Genomic DNA, 22668 nt, shown 5'->3' with positions numbered 1-22668 from the left:
TTAAGCCTTCTTTTTCATTAAGAATGAAGCGATGATGGCAGCGACTAAGAAGCCGATGCTGATAATGGAGCTAGGCAGGTTTTCTTGTCTGAATAGGAACAAAACAAAGCTCAAGCTGAGTACAAGACCTGCAAATAAAGTCAAATACGGAAACAGCCACACTTTGAAATACGGCTCCTGTGGATATTTTGGACGCAGCTTTAGATGTGCCATACAAATGCTGATCCAAATGAGTGAAACCGCAAAACCAGGAATAGCCAGCATATAGCTGAAAATTTGGTCCGGATATAAGTAAGCAAAGAATGTTCCAATGAGAAGAAATAGAACGGTGACCCATAAACTCAAAATGGGTACGCCTCTTTTGTTGACCTGTGCCAGCTTTTTCGGCCCGCCATCTGATTTAGAAAGAGAATGAATCATTCTCGTCGTTCCATAAATTCCAGAATTCGCCGCAGATAGAACGGCTGTAATCAAGACGAAATTAATGAAGTGAGAGGCGCCTTGCATACCAGCAGCAGAGAAGACTTGGACAAAAGGACTGTTATTTGGGTCAATTTGATTCCAAGGAATGAGTCCGCAGATGATCAAAATCGGCAATGTGTAGAATAAGATAATCCGCCACATCATACTTTTGACTACTCCAGGCAAGACCTTCTCCGCATCCTTTGTTTCAGTAATGGTCAGCCCGATCAATTCAGAGCCTCCATAAGAGAAAATAACCACTAAAAGTGATGCAAAGATCGCTCCCCATCCGTTCGGGACGAAGTGTTGATAGTTGGTAAGCGCTGGTGTGCTTTGTTCGTTTGGAATGATCCCAAATAATAATGCTGCACCGAGAATAATAAAGACAATAATAACGAAAATCTTCATTCCAGCGAACCAAAATTCAATTTCACCAAAGTATTTTACATTATTTAAGTTAATTCCGATGACTAAGAGTGAGCAAAGTAAACATAGTGACCATAGCGGTACGTTCGGCAGCCAGTATTGAAGCAGACTGCCAGCTGCAATAATCTCAATGACACATACAGTGAGCCACATAAAACAGTAAACCCAGCCGACGACAAATGAAAAACGTTGACCAAGCGCAATTTGTATAAGGTCGCGTAGATTATTTCCCGGGTACACAATGGCCATTTCGGCTAATGCTGCCATCACAATAAGGAGCAGCAATCCTGCAAATACATAGGAAAAGATCACCCCAGGACCTGCTAAACCAATTGTATCGGCACTTCCTTTAAAGATTCCTGTACCAATGACCCCGCCCATCGCAATCATGCGAATGTGACGCGGTGATAAAAGCTTTTTTAATTCTTGTTGCTCCTGATTCGCGCTCATGACGTTCTCCTTTTTTAAAAATGCTTATGTTCCATTTTCTTTTTTCAAGACGTCAGTGTCAATATAAAAAAAGAGATTTTTCAGACAAAAACAGAGGTTGATTCTATCATTTTACCCACATAACTCCATAAAACACTTCCTTCATCCAAATCCAACATATGAAATCCCATGAAAAAATAAACATTTGCCTTCATTATGACATAAACAATTGTCTGTTTTTGTCGATATATCTTTTGTATTACTAAAGTCCTAATAAAGAATTGTTTATAACTGTAAAATATTTCAAAAACGTAAAAGTTGAAAGGAGTTATGAAAGATGTTTAAGAGAAAAGGAAATGATTCATCGTCTGAAATCCTTCTGAGTGAAAGCAGCCAATTAATAGAAAAAATCGAAAAAGGAGACCTTTCAGCAAGACTAGACACTGCTGCATTCTCTTCAAGCCAAACGATAGAAGCGGTAGCGCAAATTAATGAAGCTTTGCAAAAGATGCAGGATGCCAATGAAAATATTCAAATGAGGGTGGAATTAGTGACAAAAGCCATTAAAGTTGGCTTATGGGATATGGTCGTTATCGCTGGAGATCCAGTTAATCCAAAGAATGAATTCACATGGACGGATGAATTCCGCAAAATGCTCGGCTTTCAAAATGAGCACGATTTTCCAAATCTATTAGACAGCTGGGCATCTCGAATACATCCGGATGAACAAGAATATACATTAGATGCATTTGCTTCGCATTTATTGGACCATTCGGGGCGTACGCCGTATGATATCGAATATCGCTTAAAGTTAAAAAACGGAGATTATCGCTGGTTCAAAGCAACTGGAACGACCGTTCGTGATCGAAATGGTGTCCCTCTTCGTGTGGCTGGAGCTCTTTTTGATATTCATGATCAGAAATTGAAAGAAGAAGAGCTGCAAGCATTCGTCACAAGATATGACTTAATCAACCGTGCGCTTGTTGAAGCCCCTTGGGACATGGTGGTAGAGGCCGGTGATCCAGTCAATCCAAATAACGAATTCTGGTGGTCTCCGCAGTTCAGATCAACTCTTGGCTTTACGGATGAAAAAGATTTCCCGAATGTTCTGAGCAGCTGGAGCGATCGTCTGCATCCTGAGGATCAAGAAATGGCACTCCAAGCTTTTGCAGATCATTTAAATGACCACTCTGGCCGCACACCATTCGACATTGATTACAGATTACAGAGTAAAAATGGTGAGTACCGCTGGTATCATGCGGGTGGTGAAACCATTCGTGATGAAAAAGGTGTTCCTCTTCGTGTGGCAGGAACTATTCGTGACATCACGTTAGAAAAAAACAAAGAGAAAACAGCGGATGAAATGGCTTCACAAGTAGAACAGCTTTCAAGTTCTATTAGTGAGATGGTATCGGGCATTAGCTCTGTGACAAATCAAGCACAGGAGCTTGCTGTTGCTCAAGAGCAGTCAACGTCTGCCGCCCACTTAGCAAAAAATAGTGCAGATGAGACGAAAAATATTTCTGACTTAATTAAAGAAGTGGCGAACCAAACGAACCTGCTTGGTCTAAATGCTGCGATTGAAGCGGCTAGAGCTGGTGAACAAGGCCGCGGATTCTCTGTCGTTGCAGATGAAGTGCGAAAGCTGGCGCTGCATAGTGCCAATGCAACGGAAAATATCGAATCTAGTTTAACGGATATGAAAACACAAATTGATGAAATTCTTGAAAATATCTCGAATATGACAGCTCTTACGCAAACTCAGGCTGCTTTAACAGAGCAGGTGAACGCTGCAGTCGATGAAGTGAATCACATGTCTCAGCGTCTTGTGGCGTATTCAAAGAGTATTTAATCGTCAAAAACCGCCCTCTCGTCGAAGGCGGTTTTTTCATTAAAATTGATCTGCTGGGAAAACAATACCTGCATCTTTTCTTGCAGCGTCAAGGACTTTCATCACGGAGAGACTTTCATCAAGCCATGCATAGCATTGTTCGTGATTTTCTGTTTCAATAATATGCTGGAAAGCTTCAGCCTCATAAAACAGACGGTTTGGATTCGTTTGTGCATTGAGTGAGACGACCCTGTCATCAACATGCAGCAGCACTTCCTCACATCCATTCGCCCCATTTTTCACATGAATGAAGCCTTTTTCTCCTTGAATCAATGCAAAGTTCATGCTGCTTGTATCCTTACTGCCCACACTTGTCGCAATAAAATCATTGTAAGTGAACGTCAAAACACCAGATGTGTCAATACCGTTTGGATGGCGGTTTGCCTGATATCGGACCTGCTCTGGTGATCCAAATAGGTTCATGATGAAATGGACATTATAGATATTAATATCCATCAACGCTCCTCCAGAGAACGCAGGGTTAAAGACATTTGGCGTTTCGCCGGCTAGTAGCTGATTATATTTGCTTGAATATTGACTATAGTTGCATTGAACCAGTTTGATTTTACCTAATTGATGAAGATGCTTTTTGATTAAATGATAGTTTGGCATATGAACGGTCGTAATGGCTTCAAATAGGAGAAGCTGCTTTTCCTTTGCGAGAGCGATTAAGGCTTCCAGCTCTTTAACATTTGAGGTGAAAGGCTTTTCGCATATCACATGTTTTCCGTGTTTCAATGCAGCTGTTGCATGCTCGCTATGTAAACGATTCGGTGACGCGATGTAAACGGCTTCTAAGTGAGGATCTTCTAGCATAGCGGTTAGATCCGTATAAGTTGTCTGCACCCCAAATTTGTCTGCGAGCTTCTTTGCCGTTTCTTCCTTTCTTGAATAGACAGCGTGGCAAGAAGCACCTTCGAGCTGGTCAATGGCTTGCAGGAAGCCTTCCACAATGATACCTGATCCAATGGTTGCGATGTTCATTCTCCAAAACCCCTTCCACTCGTTTAAGCTGTCTCTAGTATAACCGATGTTTTCATTGGACGTGTAATGAGATACCTGAGCGAAGGTGTGCCAGTGACCAAGACCGGCACACCTTTGGTAGCCCTTACAATCAGCTGATGTTTGCTAATGTTTGCTTTGTTAACAATTGAATAGCTGCCTTCCTTTTTTTTAACTCTTGAATAGAGTGTTGAATATCTTCGACTTTTTGCTCGAGCAGCTGTTCAGCTTCTGTTTTTGACTGTTTTTCGAAAAGTGATTTGATAATTTCACGAATTTCTTTAAGGGAGAAATCTAGCTTTCTCGCTTCGGTGATAAATGATAGCATGAGTACATATTTTTTATCATATAGACGATAGCCGTTATGCGCTCTTTTGGGCTCTGGGAGCACCCCTTCATTTTCGTAAAAACGAATGGTTTCAATATGTACTCCAGACATCTTTGACAATTTACCTCTCGTAAACGTAATCATTCCCTGCACCTCCTTTCTTTGCTATCCATCATACAATTAGATTTGCTAGTTTCAAAACATTCTATAGTGCTAAACAATTGGTCTATTTTACTTGTTGTAAATGGGGGATCAGCACGATGAATAGAATACGTTATAATAGAGTAGACTCATGTGATATTTGTTACAGATATGAACAAGTAGACAGCGTGAAGAAAAAACGATAGGCTAAAATAGGTAAATAGTAATGAAATAACCTGTCATCATGGGAATGGTGGCTCAAAATAGTGACAGCACGTTTTTGCTGAGAAAAGGGGACCAGTGAATGTATAAATTAGTCGCAATTGATATGGATGGTACGTTATTAAATGATCAACATATGGTGCCGGATGAAGTGTTTGAAGCCATTCAACAGGCAAAGGCAGAAGGAATTAAAATTGTTTTATGTACAGGCCGGCCAATTGGCGGGGTAAATCGCTATTTAACTGATCTTCAGCTTGATCAAGAGGGAGATTATGTGATCGCCTATAATGGAGCGCTTGTTCAAAACAGCCATACAAATGAAGTGGTGTCAGAGCTGACATTATCCTATGATGACTTAACTTCTTTATATGAATTGAGCCGTCAGCTGGATACACCGATGCATTATTTCGATTCGGTCAATTTATACACACCGAATCGCGATATTAGTGAATACACAGTGCATGAAGCCTATTTAACAAAGCTGCCGCTGAAATATATGCCTGTTGAAGAGGCAGATTCATCGATGAGACTTCCGAAAATGATGTATATTGATCAGCCAGAACGTTTGGAAAAAACGATACAAGCCATCCCGTCTGAAGTGAAGGAAAAGTATATGATGGTGAAAAGTACAGATTTCTTCCTTGAAATCTTGCATCCTGATGTGAGTAAGGGAAATGCTGTGAAGCTTCTAGCGAAGGAGCTGGGAATTCCTCGTGAAGAAGTCATGGCCATTGGTGACAACGGGAACGACATATCAATGGTAGAGTTTGCAGGCTGCGGCGTCGCTATGGGAAATGCCATTGATGATGTCAAAGCTGTAGCAGATGTTGTAACAAAATCTAATAATGAAGCCGGAGTAGCACATGTGCTGCATGAGCTGGTTTTAGGAAAATAAAAAGAGAGAGCGGTCTACCAGTGCGGTAGCCGCTTTTTTATATATTGGAGAAAAAGTAAACAAGCATACGTCTGCTACTTAAATTCGTCTTTTGCAGCATCGCTTTCACATGATCATGAACGGTATGGGGTGAAATAAATAACGTGCTCGCAATTTCCTTTGTCGACTGGCCCTTTAATAAGCAGTCGAGGACGTTCATTTCTCTTTCTGTCAGTCTGTACGTTTTCGCCGCATAAGGAAGGATATCATTTGTTTGAGCTCGTTTGATGTGAATCATGACAGCCTCCTCCTGCCTGTCAGCCTGCGCTAATCGAAAGGCTTGAAGAGAGAGGAACAACCCCGTAGGCAATCTCGTCATGCTTGCCGGTGTTTGCTCAATACCGCCGTATAAAAGTTTTGCCCCTAATGCTCTAAACGGGCGTGGCATGATCGCCCTGTCATGGATTTGTTCAAAGGCTTGAAACGTCTGAAGCCAATGAAGACCTGTCTCATTTCCATAAAGAAGGTTGTAATCGTGCGAAAGAATAAGGAAGCCTTGTTGCTCCGCCGCCGCGTCTTCTTCAGTATCTCTTTTCTTGAAAAGTTCATCTCTTAGCTTGGCTGCGAGTCTGGGCGTTTGTTCGATGACCGCTTGGATATCTTTTTCTTGAAAAGGTTCCTTGTCCTTTAGACGATAGAGGCTGGCAATCCCCCAGCATTCCCCTTGAATCACAAGAGCTGCCCGCAATTCATCAGACCATCCTTTAGGTAACAAAATATTTTGATAGCGCTCACTGCTAAGGTATTCTCCGCTTTGGACTAGGCTCGCAGCATGAACAGGGCCTTTGGCTAGAAACTCATGCTGATGTACGTCCCTTTTTAAAAACTCATTTTGAAACAGCTGGTCATGAATTTCTTCAATCGGTTCATCTGTGAAGGAACCTGTCGAGAGGAGAGTGGCTGGATCAATGGTCGTGATACAGGCGGCATCAAAATCAAGGACGGCAGCAAGTTCGTCCCGAATGTGTTGTCTCAGCTGCTGAAAATGAGTGGCTGGATTGGTCACATGATCTCCTCCTCAAAAATCCCCACTTTTAGGGATCGTGTTTTCTGTTGTCTCTTTTTACAATAAAGATGTCATATCTTTAGTGTACAGGAAACGATGGAAAGCGGAAAGGAACTGGAGGAGAAGGACATGAAAGAAAACCAGCATTGGCACGATCCTGTTGCTGAGTCATATGCAGCGACGATTTCACATAAAGTACCCGGCTATCACCTTTTGCATGAGTTAACAGTAGATGTATTAGAAACTGAAATAAAGAAAGCGGGCTCTCGTATTCTAACTGTCGGAGCAGGTGGGGGCGAAGAGATCATCAACATGTTACAAAGAAAAGAAGACTGGCTCATCACAGGGGTCGATCCGTCACCTTCTATGCTGGACATGGCGAAACAACGAGTTGCACAGCTAGAAATGGAGGCGCGTGTCACATGGCATGAGGCCTCATTAGATAAGGTTTCAGCTGAACCTGTTTACGATGCAGCAGTGAGCTTGCTTGTCATTCATTTTATAGAAAAGCGCCAGCTCTTTTTAAACGAGGTTGCCCGCAGGCTTCAACCAGAAGCACCGTTTATGTTGGCATTTATACAAGGCGAGATGAAGTCTCATGCATTTCAACAGGAGCTTCACATGCTCTCTCTTTTCATGCAGCGGCAAGGCCTAGAAAAAGAGGTGTTTACGTCCTTTAAAAACAGGCTGGGACAGACGACACACCCTGTTCCCGAGGAAGAAATAAAAGCGCAATTAATCAAAGCAGGATTTGAAGACATCAGACCTTATTTTCAGGCAGGAATGATCAAAGGGCTTGTTTGCAAGCGGAATCGTAGAGAGGCGGATGAGAAATGAGAACACAGGTGATGGTGATAGGCGGCTATGGACATGTTGGACAGCAAATATGTCTTCAGCTAAGTGAAGTGTATCCCGGTCAAATTGTTGCAGCAGGCAGAAGCTATGAGAAGGCAGAGAAATTTTCACGTCAGACAAAAGGGAAGGTTCTTCCCTATCAACTTGATGTCAGTGAGCCGTTATTTTCGGACTGGATGGATCAAACAAAGCTGGTGATCATGTGCCTTGATCAAGAAGACCCGTCATTTGCTGAAACAGTTCTGCGGTCAGGTATTGATTATATAGATATCTCTGCGAAAGGGGCCTACATGGAACAGGTGGCAAAGCTGGATCAGCAGTACATCGGTGCAACGGCTTTGCTCAGTGTAGGTCTCGCACCCGGCCTTACGAATTTATTGGCTGCGAAAGCATCATCTATGCTCTCATCAGTGAATCAAATAGATATAGGGATTATGCTTGGATTGGGTGATCAGCATGGAAAAGCCGCCATTGAATGGACGCTGGACAATGTCCATACTGACTATGTGCTTACTGAGCATCATCAACGTAAAAAAGTCAAAAGCTTTACTGGAGGCAAGCGTATAGATTTTGGGATGAAACTTGGAAAGAGGAAAGCCTATCAGTTCCCTTTCTCTGATCAGCAGACATTGCCTTTGACACTCAACGTGCCTTCTGTGACGACAAGGCTTTGTTTTGATTCTCGCGTGGCAACGCGGGCATTTGCCTTCACAAGGAGCCTTGGAATGACGTCACTTCTCACTGTTCCGAAAATCAAGGAAAGAGCCATTTCCATGATACAATCGGCTAAAATGGGAACAGATCAATATGCAGTGAAAGTGGAGGCGACAGGAATGGAGAGGAACAAGATTCATCAAGCAGCGCTTGGGATAAAAGGGCATGATGAGTCTCAAGCCACAGCTCAAGTCGCCTCTGCTGCAGCACTACATTTATTGAGCAGGCGGTTTCAGACAGGTGTGTTTCATATCGAACAATTATTTTCATTAGCGTATGAGAATGGAGAATTTGCGTTGGTGGATCAAAAAACGAAGGAAAAGCGTGTGTTAGCGCTGAAAGCCAGCCTTTTAACCGCATAAAAGAATACGAACATAGGGTAATTCAAATGGAGGGTTGTAGACGGGAATGATAAAAAGGTTACGTTTTGTAAATAAATTTCAAGTGGGTGTTTACAAGTGTTAAATACAGAACAGGATATAATTAAGAATTATATAGATTCACCCCAAAAATTGAAAAAATTATATAAACGAGTATTGTTCGTTGTTAGTTTATCGCAAATATTTGGAGGGGCTGGACTAGCCGCAGGGATTACGGTAGGTGCCCTTTTAGCTCAACAAATGCTTGAAACGGAAGCCTATGCAGGAGTGCCAATGGCTTTATTTACTTTGGGGTCGGCTTGGGCAGCTTTCATTGTAGGAAAACTTTCACAACGTTATGGACGACGCATCGGTTTATCGACAGGTTTTGTTGTTGGAGGGATCGGAGCAATTGGCGTTGTGATTGCAGCTATGATGAATAGTGTCATTTTATTATTTGCATCGCTCTTCATTTACGGTGCGGGAACAGCCACAAATTTACAAGCTCGTTATGCTGGGACTGACTTAGCGAACTCTAAACAACGTGCAACGGCCATTAGTATGACAATGGTCATGACAACATTTGGGGCTGTAGCAGGTCCGAATTTAGTTGAAATGATGGGTAAATTCGCTGTATCAATTGGTGTTCCATCACTTGCGGGTCCCTTTATTTTATCAGCCGCAGCATTTATTGTAGCAGGTCTTGTCCTTTTTATTCTGCTGCGTCCTGATCCGTTAGTTATTGCTCAAAGAATAGCAGCTTACAAAGCAAAACATGAGCATGGAAATCAACCAGATGCTGCTGATAAAAAAATAGATAAAAAAGGGATTACAGTAGGTGCCACGGTTATGATCTTAACTCAAATTGTCATGGTTGCACTCATGACCATGACACCGGTACATATGCAGCATCATGGTTATGGATTAGCCGAAGTGGGAATTGTTATTGGTTTTCATATAGGTGCAATGTATCTTCCTTCACCTATCACGGGTGTACTCGTAGATAAATTAGGACGAACAACTATGAGCATAGCGTCGGGCATAACATTGTTACTTGCTGGTTTATTAGCAGCATTCGCACCAAGTGATTCAATGATTCTATTAATCATTGCTCTGTCTTTACTTGGATTGGGATGGAACTTTGGTTTAATTAGTGGTACTGCTCAAATAGTTGATTCTACAGAACCATCAACCCGGGCCAAAATCCAAGGAACACTCGATGTTTTTATTGCGTTAGCAGGTGCTGCTGGCGGTGCTCTTTCAGGAATGGTAGCTGCGAATACGAGTTATGCTACATTATCTTTAAGCGGAGGAATTTTATCTTTATTTCTCATACCTGTAATAGTTTGGTCCTTTAAAAGTAAAACATAATGCAGCTCCGTGCCCCATCACAAAAAAAGACATGACGCCCCATCATGGGAGAGCATGTCTTTTTTCATCTTCCATAAAAATACGTTTTGCTTCATAGTAGAGCACCTGCACAAATTTCTTCACATTGACAAGCTGGATGCTTGTTTTTTTATGATGATGTCGACACATCCCCTTTTTTCTTGATGCTCGCTGTGATGAGCTGTGTCAATGTGTCAGAACCTTTTTTTGAAAGATGGACACCATCGGGCTGGAAATAGGATGGTTGTCCAGTAGCGGCTGAATGCCAATCAACCAAGGTGACATTTTGATCTTGATCTGCCACTCGCTGAATTACCGCATTCACATCATTTTCCCATGACCTCGGGACCCTCGTATTCACTAGGAAAATATGTGCCTTTGAAAAGTTTTGAATGAATGCTGTCAGCGTGTCCTCAGTAAAATAACCATTTGTGCCAAGTTCAATGATAACAGCGGTATCAGATTGATTAAATGATTTGTATTGAGGGGCGATGCTGATGGCTTCGTTCATCTGTCTGCCAACTTTCCCATCGATGGTGATCTGTTTATATGCTTTTTCAAGATTCGGCGCAATGTCTAACATGACGGAATCACCAATGGCAAGAATTTGGTGAAATTGTTTTTGATCAGCTGCTTTTTTCTCGTGCTTTTCTTTCTTTTTCTTCGCTTTTGATTCCGATGGTTCGGCTGTTTTTTTCGGTGCTGTCTTAATTTGCGTCACTTCCTTCACATGTGGGGAGGAAGTGGACGAGCTAGACATGCCAATGATAAATAAGATCAAAAGAGCTGCAGTGATTCCCAGGAACACCTTATTAGATGTAGACCATTGTTTGATTCCTTTTTTCCAAATAGACCAAGAGGCAAAATATTGTCTAAAGCCATGCTGGCGGATTGGCTGTTCAATGAAGCGATAGGAAGCCTCAGCAACTAGTAAAATGGCGATGAGCTGCAATGTGACACGCGCGATGGAAGGCTGTCCAATTTCAATGACCGGTGTGGTCAGAACGATAATGGGATAATGCCACAGATAAATACCATAAGATCGCTTACCAAGCCAGACGAGCGGCTGAAAGGACAGCCATTTCCCGATAAGACTTGCAGGGTGGCAGACGCACGCAATTAAGATGGCCGCATTCAGACAGAATAAAAGCATGCCGCCCTGATAGAGAAAGGCATCGAAATCGTCCACTGCATAAATACAAAGTAGGAAAATCGCAAACGAACCGAACCCGGCAATATGTAAAATACGTCTGCCAACAGGAAGTAATTTCTTGCTGGATAGTCTTTGCATAGGCCACACAAATGCCAGACTGCACCCAATCAGGAGCGCAAATGCACGAGTATCTGTTCCATAATAAACCCTGCTTGGATCTGTATCTGGTGAATAAAGAATGGCCATCCATAGGGCGGAGACAAGTGCTAGGCCAAAGGTGATCATAGGCAGGTGAGATCTGTTTTTTACCCATTTCAGCCCTGCAATCAACAGGACCGGCCAAATGATATAAAATTGCTCTTCAATTGCCAAAGACCACAAATTTTTCAGTGGAGATAGGGCATTGAAGCTATCAAAATATGAAAGCTCGTGAAAAATATACCACCAGTTACTGACATAAAAAAAGGACGATATGGCATCGCCACGAATGGACAATAATGCGTTTGAACCAGCAATCGCGCACCAGCTGACGGTTATAAAAATCATGATGTAAGCAGCTGGAAGAAGCCTCCTGATCCGTCCCATCCAAAATGGCAAAAGCTCTTGATAGCCTAAATCCTGCTTATGTAACAAGATCGTTGTAATCAAGTAACCAGAAATGACAAAAAATAAATCAACGCCAAGAAACCCGCCGCTTGCGGGTCCGATATGTAAGTGATAAGCAATGACTGCCAATACAGCAACGGCTCTTAGTCCATCTAATCCTAAAATATAACGAAAACGATTTTCCTTGCTGTTCATGAAAATGAATCCCCCATCAATGTCAAACGCTTCTTTTTGTTGTTCATTCAAAAGAGCAACGATTCTTTTATTTTATATAAAATTAGACGAATCAGCATTACATTTTGTTGGCGAATTTCTGTCTTTTTTTAAAATTTTTTCATACGAAAAAAGAATTGGTGGGTGAAGAGATGTCGAATTTGATACTCAAAACCAAAATCCCTGTCATAATAAAAGAAGAAGGAAAGGGGATGTGTTGAATGAGAACGATCGAAAATGATCAGTTATTGGTTCAGATTCATGAAAAGGGAGCGGAAGTCAGGGAGGTGCTTGACAAGAAAAGCGGGCGTCACTATATGTGGTCTGGTGATCCAGCTTATTGGGGCAGGGTGTCGCCTGTCTTGTTTCCGATTGTTGGGCGATTAATGAATGATCAATACAAGATGGACGATCAAACCTTCGAGCTCACGCAGCATGGATTTTTGCGTGATGTCAATTTTGATTTATATGAAGAAACGGCGCATACGGTGGCCTTTCAATATGAATCAAGAGGCCGGCACGTGAAGCAATACCCGTATGAATTTACAGCACGTATTCGTTATGAACTATTAGAAAATGGACTGAAGATTTCCTGGGAAATTGATCATGACGGAGATGATACGATGTATTTCTCCATTGGAGGGCACCCAGCATTTCGTGTTCCTCTTGTTGAAGGTGAGCAAGCAGCAGATTATTCACTCACATTGACACCTTCGACTGAACATCTCCCTGTGCAATATGAACTGCGGAATTCACTTGTCAGAGAGAAAGGAAAAGGCATTGAGATTGAGCCGATCCAGCTTCGACCAGAGCTTTTTCAGCATGATGCGATGATCTTTAGCCATATCAATCGAGTGTCTTTGACTTCTAGGGCAGGTCACGGAGTTGAGGTCGATCTCACTGGTTTTCCGTTCGTGGGCATTTGGTCGCCTTATGATCAAGAAAAAGGAACGATGGCTCCTTTTGTTTGTATTGAGCCGTGGTATGGCATCGCCGATATGGAAGGGACGAATGGGGAGTATAAAGAGAAGTTTGGAATTCAAACGTTAGAAATGAATGAGACCTTTCATGCAACGTATACCGTTTTCTTCAAATGAACAATTGTGCATGAAGAGGTGAACAATTTGTTATGATAGAAGAAAAAAGGGGGCGTATGAATGGATCGAGAGAAACAACAGCTGAGTATTGAAGCGGCAAGGCTTTACTATTTGTCTGATTACAGCCAGCAGGAAATTGCCAAGCAGCTCAACTTGTCGAGACCGACTGTATCTCGGCTGCTTCAATATGCGAAAGAGAAGGGATACGTCCAAATTACGGTGATGGATCCGTTCGAGGATTTAAACGAGCTTTCTTCATTGCTCAAGGAAAAATATGACCTACTCGAAGCTCATGTGGTGTTTTCGCCAAAGGACGACTATCCAACCATCACCGATTATTTGAGCCGATTTGGTGCAGATTACTTGCAAGAAACGGTGAAAGACGGTGATATCGTTGGCGTGAGCTGGGGAACGACTATGTATCAAATTGCACAAAAGATGCAACCTAAACAGGTAAAAGGTGTAGAGGTTGTCCAGCTCAAGGGCGGAATCAGCCATTCTCATGTGAATACATATTCTGCGGAAACCATTCAGTTGTTTGCGGAGGCCTTTCAAACAGCACCGCGCTATTTGCCGCTTCCTGTTGTATTTGATAGTGCTGCTGTCAAGGAAATGGTGGAGCAGGACAGACATATTCAGCGAATTATTGAAATGGGCAAGCAGGCGAATATCGCTGTGTTTACTGTTGGAACGGTAAGAGATGAGGCACTTTTGTTCAGACTAGGTTATTTCCGTGAAGAAGAAAAAGCGCTCCTCAAGGCATCCAGTGTCGGAGACATTTGCTCGCGTTTTTATGATCAAGATGGACGCATTTGCAGTGAAGCCATTAACAATCGCACAATTGGTGTGGAGTTAGATGATTTAAGGAAAAAAGAACGATCCATTCTTGTCGCTGGCGGTCATCGAAAGGTGGCTTCTATACACGGCGCACTAAGAGGGAAATATGCGAATGTATTGATCATCGATCAGCACACGGCGAGGGCTCTTTTAAATGTCACAAAATAGATGAACAAAATTTCATAACCATGTTTACAATTGTTCATCCGTCATATATGATGAAAGTATCATAATTAAAAGGAAGTGTGAAGCATGACGATAGCAAAGCTCATTGATCATACAGCACTAAAACCAGATACATCTAGAGCTGCAATTATGCAGTTACTTGAAGAAGCAAAGACTCATCAATTTGCATCTGTTTGCGTGAACCCAACTTGGGTATCTCTTGCGTCGAAAGAACTAGCAGGAACAGGTGTTGATGTATGTACAGTCATCGGTTTCCCGTTAGGCGCAAACACAACAGCGGTGAAAGCATTCGAAACAAAGGATGCGATTGAAAACGGTGCAACAGAAGTGGACATGGTCATCAATGTTGCCGCATTGAAAGACGGCGAATATGATGTGGTTGAACAAGATATTCGTGCAGTTGTAGACGCAGCAAAAGGCAAAGCATTAGTGAAAGTTATCATTGAAACATGTTTACTTACTGATGAGGAAAAAGTCAAAGCTTGTGAGCTTTCAGTGAAAGCGGGCGCTGATTTTGTGAAAACATCGACTGGATTTAGTACAGGCGGTGCAACAGCTGAGGACATCGCATTAATGCGTAAAACAGTAGGGCCTGACATCGGTGTGAAAGCATCAGGCGGCGTGAGAACAAAAGAAGACGTTGAGGCAATGACAGCTGCAGGTGCTACCCGTATTGGCGCAAGTGCAGGCGTTTCCATTATCAAAGGGGATCAATCATCTCCTTCGAAAGACTATTAATTCATACGATCCTATGGTAGGATAACATTCATGACTCATAAATGATGAAAAAGTCATATGCGGAAGGACCTCTCTTCTGGGAATTTCTTCCGCGTTTTGTTTACGAAATAGGGTTTGTTCCATACAAGCGCATTAATGTAAACGAATTCATTCAAGGAGGAAAAACATGAAATACGTGATTGGTATCATCGGTTTGCTAGTGATTCTCGCCATTGCATGGCTGGCTAGTAATGGGAAAAAACGAGTGAAATTCCGTCCAGTAATTGTCATGATTGTACTGCAATTTATTTTAGGTTATATTCTGCTCAATACAGGTGTTGGAAACTTCCTAGTCGGAGGCTTTGCAAAAGGATTCCAAATGCTTCTAGGCTATGCCGGCGAAGGAATCAACTTTGTATTTGGCGGGTTAATGAATGATAAAGCGTCTACGTTCTTCATCAATGTTTTACTGCCGATCGTCTTTATCTCGGCGTTAATCGGTATCCTGCAGCATTGGCGTATTCTTCCGCTTATCGTACGTGGAATCGGATATTTGCTTAGTAAAGTAAACGGTATGGGAAAACTAGAATCTTACAACGCAGTAGCGTCTGCGATTTTAGGTCAATCAGAAGTCTTTATTTCTATTAAGAAACAACTTGGATTATTACCACAGCAGCGTCTTTATACATTATGTGCATCTGCAATGTCGACGGTATCGATGTCGATTGTTGGTGCGTACATGCAAATGATTAAACCAGAGTACGTGGTTACAGCACTTGTGCTGAACCTATTTGGTGGATTTATTATCGCATCGATCATCAATCCATATGAAGTGTCTAAGGACGAAGACATGCTTGAAGTCGTTGAGGAAGAAAGACAATCCTTCTTCGAAATGCTTGGCGAATACATTATGGATGGTTTCAAAGTAGCGATTGTTGTTGCTGCAATGTTGATTGGATTCGTTGCATTAATTGCGATGATTAACGGTATCTTTACAGCTGCCATCGGTGTTTCTTTCCAAGATGTACTTGGATATGTCTTTGCTCCATTTGCGTTCATTGTTGGTGTTCCTTGGAGCGAAGCGGTACAAGCAGGAAGCATTATGGCGACCAAAATGGTATCGAACGAATTTGTGGCAATGCAAATTCTATCCGGTGATGCTTTCCAATTCAGTGCTCGTACAGAAGCGATCATTTCTGTATTCCTTGTATCATTTGCGAACTTCTCTTCTATCGGTATCATTGCTGGAGCAGTCAAAGGCTTAAACGAAAAGCAAGGGAACGTTGTCGCACGCTTTGGATTAAAGCTGTTATTCGGTGCAACTCTTGTCAGCTTCTTAACAGCAGGCGTTGTCGGTTTGATTTACTAATTTAAAAAAAGGAATGGTGAAAACAATGAGAATGGTAGATATCATTGCGAAAAAACGTGACGGAAAAGAATTATCTTCAGAGGAAATTTCTTTCTTTGTCAAAGGTTATACGGACGGAACAATTCCTGACTACCAAGCAAGTGCCTTGGCTATGGCAATTTTCTTCCAAGATATGACGGATCAAGAACGTGCAGACTTAACACTCGCTATGGCGAACTCAGGAGATACAATTGACCTGTCTGCCATTGAGGGTATTAAAGTAGATAAGCACTCAACAGGCGGTGTAGGTGATACAACTACACTTGTACTCGCTCCTCTTGTTGCGGCACTAGATGTACCTGTTGCGAAAATGTCTGGGCGCGGCCTTGGGCATACAGGCGGTACAGTGGACAAGCTTGAAGCGGTCAAAGGCTTCCACGTAGAAATTACAAAAGACGAATTCATCGAGCTCGTGAACCGTCATAAAGTAGCGGTTATTGGTCAATCAGGCAACCTGACACCAGCTGATAAAAAGCTGTATGCTCTTCGTGATGTGACAGGAACTGTTAACTCAATTCCGCTTATTGCAAGCTCCATTATGAGTAAGAAAATTGCTGCTGGTGCAGATGCGATAGTACTCGATGTGAAAACAGGCGCAGGTGCTTTCATGAAAACACCAGAAGACTCAGAGAAGCTTGCAAAGGCTATGGTGCGCATCGGAAACAACGTAGGCAGACAAACGATGGCGGTCATCTCTGACATGTCCCAGCCGCTAGGATTAGCGATTGGAAATTCCCTTGAAGTGAAAGAAGCGATTGATACGCTTCGAGGTGAAGGTCCTGAAGACTTAAACGAGCTTGTGCTCACATTAGGAAGTCAAATGGTCGTTCTTGCGAAAAAAGCAGACACACTTGATGAAGCAAGAGAAAAGCTGATTGAAGTGATGAAAAACGGCAAAGCACTTGAGAAATTCAAGGAATTCTTAGAAAACCAAGGTGGAGACAGCTCCATTGTGGATCAGCCTGAAAAACTGCCGCAAGCACCTTACAAAATCGAAGTACCTGCAAAAGAATCAGGTGTCGTAGCTGAAATCGTCGCGGACGAAATCGGTGTTGCAGCGATGATTCTTGGAGCAGGACGCGCAACAAAAGAGGATGATATCGACCTATCTGTCGGCATCATGCTGAACAAAAAAGTGGGCGATCGTGTTGAAAAAGGAGATTCACTTGTGACTCTGCATGCGAATCGAGAAGATGTTGCAAATGTCATGGAGAAAATTTATGACAACATCCGCATCGCTGATCATGCCGATGCACCAACTTTGATCCACACGGTCATTACTGAATAAAGAAAAAGGACAAAAGTGATTCGTCGCTTTTGTCTTTTTTATGCTCGTCTTTTTCTATTGAAATAAAAAAATTCACTTTATGAAACAAACATCTTGCAATCATCAAACAATGGGTGTATATTAATTGACGAGTCAATGATTGATATATCAAGTAATTGATTTCTGAATAGAAAAGAGGGGATGGCATTGACTGCATTTTGCTCTGAAGAGGCAGAGGTATTATATCGTTTGCAGTGCGTGAACCGTATGATGGGCGTGAAGTTCGAAGCATGCACGGGCATCAGCCAATCAAGACTTGAGTTGCTATCGCTGTTATTCCAAGCCGATGAAATCAGCCAATCAGATTTGCAGAAAAAAGTAAATATTGATAGTGCAGCTGTGACGCGTCATTTAAAACAGTTAGAAACAAAAGGAATGGTCACACGCAGAAGAAAACCAGAAGACAATCGAGTCACACTTGTTCGCTTAACAGACGAAGGCAGAACAAGAATCGAAGCTTCTAAAATAGAAAAAGAACGATTTATCTCAGAAATGCTTGAAAACGTAAGTGAAGAAGAACGAAGGCTTCTCACTGATGTGCTCATCCGTATACAACAAAACATCGAAAAGATTCAAACAACCTAAAGGAGTGTTACACATGGCTACAACATTAAAAACAAACGATTTTATGGAAATTATGAAAGGGCGCCGCTCTATTCGTAACTATGATCCATCTGTGAAAATCAGCAAAGAAGAAATGACAGAGATTTTAGAAGAAGCAACAACTGCACCATCATCAGTGAATGCACAACCTTGGCGCTTCATGGTAATTGACAGCCCAGAAGGAAAAGAAAAGCTTGCACCACTTGCAAAATTCAACCAAACACAAGTGTCAACATCAGCAGCTGTCATTGCAGTTTTTGCAGATATGAAAAGCGATGAATACTTAGAAGAAATTTACTCAAAAGCAGTAGAGCATGGCTACATGCCGCAAGAAGTGAAAGAAAGACAAATTGCTGCATTAACTGCACACTTTGAAGTTCTTCCAGAGCAAGTGAATCGCGAAACAATTTTAATTGACGGTGGGATTGTGTCTATGCAGCTTATGCTTGCTGCACGTGCACACGGTTATGATACAAATCCAATTGGCGGATATGATAAAGAAGTAATCGCTGAAACATTTGGCTGGGATAAAGAACGTTATGTACCAGTCATGCTGCTATCAATTGGGAAAGCAGCTGACGAAGGCTATGCATCTTACCGTTTACCGGTTGATCGTATTGCTGAGTGGAAATAATATCTTTTCAAAAGGAGACGATCAAATGATTATTATTCATGCAGGGATGACCATTCATCCAGAAAAAGAAAACGTATTTTTAGAAGAAATCAACGAATTAATGCAAGCTTCACAGGCTGAAGAAGGCAATGTTTCCTACAAGCTGTTCAAGGATACAGATAAGGAAAATACCTTTTTAATGGTAGAAGTGTGGAAAGATGACGCTGCGGTTCAGAGCCATAATGCAAGTGCTCATTTCCAGGCTTTCGTAGCGAAGGCAAAAGAATTCTTAGCCGCTCCACTTGACGTGGTTGCCTTTCAAGGTCAGCAGCTTTCATAGAAAAACAACAAACACCCTAGGCGGTTATCGCCTAGGGTTCTTTTATTTTCGACATATGGTTCCACCTATTTCATTCACGTATTGTGTATTTTCCACAAAATTTCTGAAAATAAAATGTTTTTCGACTTAACTATATTGGAATATGCTAGAATTAGATATTATTTATTACCAAAATAGGGAGGAACCAAAATGAAACAAGGGAAATGGACGAAAATTGCACTAACCGCTGTCCTAAGCTTAGGAACATTGACAGCTTTCAGCACCCCTCTATCTGCCCACACCACAGAAAAATCAACATCCTCTGATGGCGGTCATTATTCAGGTATTCCATTTGACTCAAGTGTCGTAAATGAAGACCGTCTCGTCAAAGCCTTGAAAAAACAAGGAAAGATCAAAAAGAATGCCAATGAGGCAGAAACCCAAAAAGCATTAAAGAACTATCTAAAGAAAAAAGAAGAATCGGCAATGAAACAAAGTGCCAGCACTTTAACAGAAGAGCCTGAATTCCTCAAAGAATACAAACAAGAGGTACATAACAAACTTGCAAAAAAGAAAAAGTTAAAGAAGCATAAAGGAAAAGAAGGCAATCAAGTAAAGCCGGTCAAAAAGGAAAAGTATAAAGGTGACGTCCGCAATGATAAGGTATTGGTTTTATTAGTAGATTTTAAAGATTATAAGCATAATAGTATCAAAAAAGAAGAGACTGATATGTATTATGACAAGTTTGATCAACAGCATTATCAAGATATGCTTTTCGGAAAAAATGGCTACATCGGTCCAGATGGAAAACGAAAAGTATCCATGAAGCAATATTATGAAAAGCAGTCCGGCGGCAGTTACACAGTCAGTGGAACAGTTGCCGGATGGTATACAGCGAAGCATGAAGCAGCTTATTACGGCGGGAACGTACCTGACGATTCAGGCAGTGACGGCAGACCGCGCGAATTGGTAAAAGAAGCACTCGAAGCAGCAGCAAAAGATCCGAATGTTGATCTCGGCGAGTATGATCAATGGGACCGCTATGATATTGATGGCGACGGTGTTTATAACGAGCCAGACGGCATCATTGACCATCTGATGGTCGTTCACGCGGGTGTAGGTGAAGAAGCAGGCGGCGGACAACTTGGCGCTGATGCGATTTGGTCACACCGCTGGTCACTTGGTGATGTATTTGAAATTCCGGATACTGAATCTGAAGTCGGACAAGGCGGGAAAATAGGCGCATTGGATTACACCATTGAGCCTGAAGATGGCGCAGCAGGTGTGTTTACACATGAATTCGGACATGATCTTGGTCTTCCTGACGAGTACGATACACAGTACACAGGCAACGGAGAGCCCGTTTCTTACTGGTCGATCATGTCAAGCGGAAGCTGGGCAGGTAAAGTTCCTGGCACGGAACCAACAGGCTTTAGCCCATATGCGAAAGAAATGCTTCAAAATCTGCATGGGGGCAACTGGCTTTCTGGACAAACCATCGATGGTAAAACATTAAAGAAAAGCAAAACCGTCTTAATTGATGAAGCAGCAACAAAAGGAACGAACCATGACGCCGTTCGAGTCGATTTACCAGATAAAGAGATTGTCGTTACGACACCTGCTCAAGGAAAATATTCGTACTTCAGCGGAACGGGTGACAATTTGAATGCAACTATGACGACAACAGGTATTGATTTGTCAAAAGGAAGCAAAGCAGAGCTGACATTTAAAGCATGGTACGATATTGAAGAAGATTATGATTATGCGTATGTCGAAGTGCGTGAAACAGGGACTGATCAATGGAAGACCATCGCGGGTAACATCACGAATGATCGAAATGAAGCAGGTGCAAACGAAGGCAATGGCATCGATGGAAAATCAGACGGCTGGGTAGATGCATCCTTTGATCTGTCTGCTTATGCAGGGAAGAAAATCGACCTGCAATTCCGTTACACAACCGATGCAGGCTATTCACTTCCAGGTTTATTTGTAGATGATCTGAACGTCAAAGCAGATGGAACGAACGTATGGTCAGATGATGCCGAGGATACATCTACTTTTACCTTTAATGGATTCTCAAAATCTAATGGAAAACAATATGCAGCACAATACTATTTACTAGAGTGGCGCTCTTATGCTGATGTCGATAAAGGCTTAAAGCATATTAAACGCGGTGCAAGTCTGATGAGCTATAATAACGGTTTGGTCGTGTGGTTAGTCGATCAATCATACAGTGATAACTGGGTTGGAAAGCATCCGGGGAACGGCTTCCTTGGCGTAGTAGATGCAGATCAGCAAGTATTAAAATGGAGTGACGGTTCCATTGCCGCCACAGGCTTCCAAGTACATGATGCAGCATTCTCTTTGAATCCAAGTACGAAGCTGAATATCGATTATACAGCAACAACGGGCTTAACTTTGCAAGATCGCTACATTCGCCCGACTCGTACATTTAGTGATAAAAAGAACTATGTGAATCCAAATAACCCAGATGCAGGACGCGATGTACCGAACTATGGATTATCCTTTAAAGTCGTTGGACAAAGTAAGGATCGTTCTGTTGGAAAGGTGTTAATTTCGAAAAGTAACTAAATAGAAAGCCGGATTCTACTATTGAATTCGGCTTTTTGATATGTGAGAAAAGGATTATAAGGACACGATTTGGTTTTTAATCGAATGTCTGTTCTTTTTTATTTTGATATCCGATTGAAACCATTATATAATAGAGCCTGGAAGGTTTTTCTTTCAACCATGATTCTTTTAGCTGTTAAAACAAAGGAAAGGATGAGCGTTACCAATGAGTTATGTCACTGCCAAGCAATTAAAGGTGATTCGAGGGACGATGCAGACTTTTTGCAGCCATTTGGAGTATGATGGTCATGGTAAGCTTCATATCAATACCATCATGGCTTTTATTAAAAAGGAATTCGGCGTGAGAAAAATGAAAGACATTCCACAAAGTCGCTTTACAGAAGCGCTAGAATTAATACAAGACTTCGATTTATACACGGACAAAATAGAGATTCGTGACCGTCTATCAGAAAGGAATTAACTAAATTGAATATTTTAGCAATGATTTTAGTAGGAATTGTCGCATTAGAACACATTGTCATCATGTTATTAGAAATGTTTTTTATGGAATCAAAGATGGCGAAGAGATCTTTTAAGCTGCCAGAACACTTGCAAAAAGATCCAAATGTCAAAGTGATGTTTGCTAATCAGGGGCTTTATAACGGGTTTTTAGCAGCAGGACTCATTTGGGGACTCATTCTTGGATCGAATACTGTTGGATATATGATTCAGCTATTTTTCATTCTTTGTGTGATCATCGCAGCAGTATTTGGCGGTGTAACATCCAATAAATCAATTATCATCAAACAAGGAGTACCAGCGCTTCTTGCATTAATTGCACTGATGCTGGCGATCTAATC

The 22668-nt window shown here is 41.9% G+C and carries 20 protein-coding genes and 1 pseudogene; 16 read left to right on the top strand and 5 right to left on the bottom strand.

The features are described from left to right. Entirely contained in the window at positions 1-1338 is a 1338-nt protein-coding gene (locus tag MHI46_RS18720) for an amino acid permease (RefSeq protein WP_260775035.1), read from the bottom strand. 316 nt (positions 1339-1654) lie between these two features. Here MHI46_RS18720 and MHI46_RS18715 point away from each other — a divergent pair, with 316 nt between their 5' ends. Then, positions 1655-3169: a PAS domain-containing protein gene (locus tag MHI46_RS18715; RefSeq protein ID WP_260775034.1), complete on the top strand. Its 1515-nt coding sequence runs from the start codon at positions 1655-1657 to the stop codon at positions 3167-3169. 39 nt (positions 3170-3208) lie between these two features. On the opposite strand, the gene MHI46_RS18710 is transcribed toward MHI46_RS18715, so the two are convergent. Both MHI46_RS18710 and MHI46_RS18705 read right to left on the bottom strand, forming a co-directional pair. Then, positions 3209-4192, bottom strand: a complete 984-nt coding sequence (locus MHI46_RS18710; protein WP_260775033.1) for a Gfo/Idh/MocA family oxidoreductase — start codon at positions 4190-4192, stop codon at positions 3209-3211. A gap of 130 nt (positions 4193-4322) precedes the next feature. Then, complete coding sequence (locus MHI46_RS18705) at positions 4323-4682, bottom strand: MerR family transcriptional regulator (RefSeq protein ID WP_039182663.1); 360 nt, start codon at positions 4680-4682, stop codon at positions 4323-4325. Between the two features lie 301 nt (positions 4683-4983). Between MHI46_RS18705 and yidA the strand changes: the two genes are divergently transcribed. Then, positions 4984-5796 (top strand): sugar-phosphatase, encoded by an 813-nt coding sequence (yidA, locus tag MHI46_RS18700; protein ID WP_260775032.1) that lies wholly within the window; start codon positions 4984-4986, stop codon positions 5794-5796. 37 nt (positions 5797-5833) lie between these two features. Here yidA and MHI46_RS18695 read toward each other — a convergent pair whose 3' ends face one another. Further along, positions 5834-6841 (bottom strand): helix-turn-helix transcriptional regulator, encoded by a 1008-nt coding sequence (locus MHI46_RS18695; protein WP_144493846.1) that lies wholly within the window; start codon positions 6839-6841, stop codon positions 5834-5836. Positions 6842-6970: 129 nt separating this feature from the next. Between MHI46_RS18695 and MHI46_RS18690 the strand changes: the two genes are divergently transcribed. The 3 genes from MHI46_RS18690 (at position 6971) to MHI46_RS18680 (ending at position 10140) form a co-directional block, all read left to right on the top strand. Continuing rightward, positions 6971-7678: a class I SAM-dependent methyltransferase gene (locus MHI46_RS18690; RefSeq protein ID WP_260775031.1), complete on the top strand. Its 708-nt coding sequence runs from the start codon at positions 6971-6973 to the stop codon at positions 7676-7678. After that, positions 7675-8772, top strand: a complete 1098-nt coding sequence (locus MHI46_RS18685) for a saccharopine dehydrogenase NADP-binding domain-containing protein (protein ID WP_260775030.1) — start codon at positions 7675-7677, stop codon at positions 8770-8772. The genes MHI46_RS18690 and MHI46_RS18685 overlap by 4 nt, the downstream gene beginning before the upstream one ends. Before the next feature lie 96 nt (positions 8773-8868). Continuing rightward, positions 8869-10140, top strand: coding sequence for an MFS transporter (locus tag MHI46_RS18680; RefSeq protein ID WP_260775029.1), 1272 nt, complete (start codon positions 8869-8871; stop codon positions 10138-10140). A gap of 148 nt (positions 10141-10288) precedes the next feature. Here MHI46_RS18680 and MHI46_RS18675 read toward each other — a convergent pair whose 3' ends face one another. Continuing rightward, positions 10289-12112, bottom strand: a complete 1824-nt coding sequence (locus tag MHI46_RS18675) for an acyltransferase family protein (protein WP_260775028.1) — start codon at positions 12110-12112, stop codon at positions 10289-10291. A gap of 239 nt (positions 12113-12351) precedes the next feature. On the opposite strand from MHI46_RS18675, the gene MHI46_RS18670 reads away from it, so the two are divergent. The 11 genes and pseudogenes from MHI46_RS18670 to MHI46_RS18620 all read left to right on the top strand — a co-directional run bounded on the left by MHI46_RS18670 (position 12352) and on the right by MHI46_RS18620 (position 22666). Further along, positions 12352-13227 (top strand): aldose 1-epimerase family protein, encoded by an 876-nt coding sequence (locus MHI46_RS18670; RefSeq protein WP_260775027.1) that lies wholly within the window; start codon positions 12352-12354, stop codon positions 13225-13227. 60 nt (positions 13228-13287) lie between these two features. Continuing rightward, entirely contained in the window at positions 13288-14232 is a 945-nt protein-coding gene (locus MHI46_RS18665; protein ID WP_039182643.1) for a sugar-binding transcriptional regulator, read from the top strand. 84 nt (positions 14233-14316) lie between these two features. After that, positions 14317-14988, top strand: coding sequence for a deoxyribose-phosphate aldolase (gene deoC / locus MHI46_RS18660; protein WP_039182640.1), 672 nt, complete (start codon positions 14317-14319; stop codon positions 14986-14988). 166 nt (positions 14989-15154) lie between these two features. Further along, positions 15155-16336 (top strand): NupC/NupG family nucleoside CNT transporter, encoded by a 1182-nt coding sequence (locus MHI46_RS18655; RefSeq protein ID WP_058838422.1) that lies wholly within the window; start codon positions 15155-15157, stop codon positions 16334-16336. Positions 16337-16361: 25 nt separating this feature from the next. After that, positions 16362-17663 carry a pyrimidine-nucleoside phosphorylase gene (locus tag MHI46_RS18650; RefSeq protein ID WP_039182634.1) on the top strand — a complete coding sequence of 434 codons (1302 nt, stop codon included), beginning with the start codon at positions 16362-16364 and terminating at the stop codon, positions 17661-17663. A gap of 139 nt (positions 17664-17802) precedes the next feature. Then, a pseudogene (locus MHI46_RS18645) lies at positions 17803-18287 on the top strand (MarR family transcriptional regulator). Between the two features lie 13 nt (positions 18288-18300). Next, complete coding sequence (locus MHI46_RS18640; protein ID WP_039182629.1) at positions 18301-18939, top strand: nitroreductase family protein; 639 nt, start codon at positions 18301-18303, stop codon at positions 18937-18939. A gap of 25 nt (positions 18940-18964) precedes the next feature. Continuing rightward, positions 18965-19258 carry a putative quinol monooxygenase gene (locus tag MHI46_RS18635; protein ID WP_144489791.1) on the top strand — a complete coding sequence of 98 codons (294 nt, stop codon included), beginning with the start codon at positions 18965-18967 and terminating at the stop codon, positions 19256-19258. Between the two features lie 189 nt (positions 19259-19447). Beyond that, positions 19448-21829: an immune inhibitor A domain-containing protein gene (locus MHI46_RS18630; RefSeq protein ID WP_058838424.1), complete on the top strand. Its 2382-nt coding sequence runs from the start codon at positions 19448-19450 to the stop codon at positions 21827-21829. Between the two features lie 205 nt (positions 21830-22034). Next, entirely contained in the window at positions 22035-22289 is a 255-nt protein-coding gene (locus MHI46_RS18625; RefSeq protein WP_039182618.1) for an ORF6C domain-containing protein, read from the top strand. Positions 22290-22294: 5 nt separating this feature from the next. After that, positions 22295-22666 carry a DUF1304 domain-containing protein gene (locus MHI46_RS18620; RefSeq protein WP_034281380.1) on the top strand — a complete coding sequence of 124 codons (372 nt, stop codon included), beginning with the start codon at positions 22295-22297 and terminating at the stop codon, positions 22664-22666. The last annotated feature ends 2 nt before the right edge of the window (positions 22667-22668 follow it).

Origin of the sequence: Bacillus sp. FSL K6-1000 (genome assembly GCF_038630785.1) — a bacterium.
GTDB lineage: Bacteria > Bacillota > Bacilli > Bacillales > Bacillaceae > Bacillus > Bacillus safensis.
The sequence above is the reverse complement of the archived record's forward strand: the minus strand, read 5'-3'. Positions and strand labels throughout refer to the sequence as shown.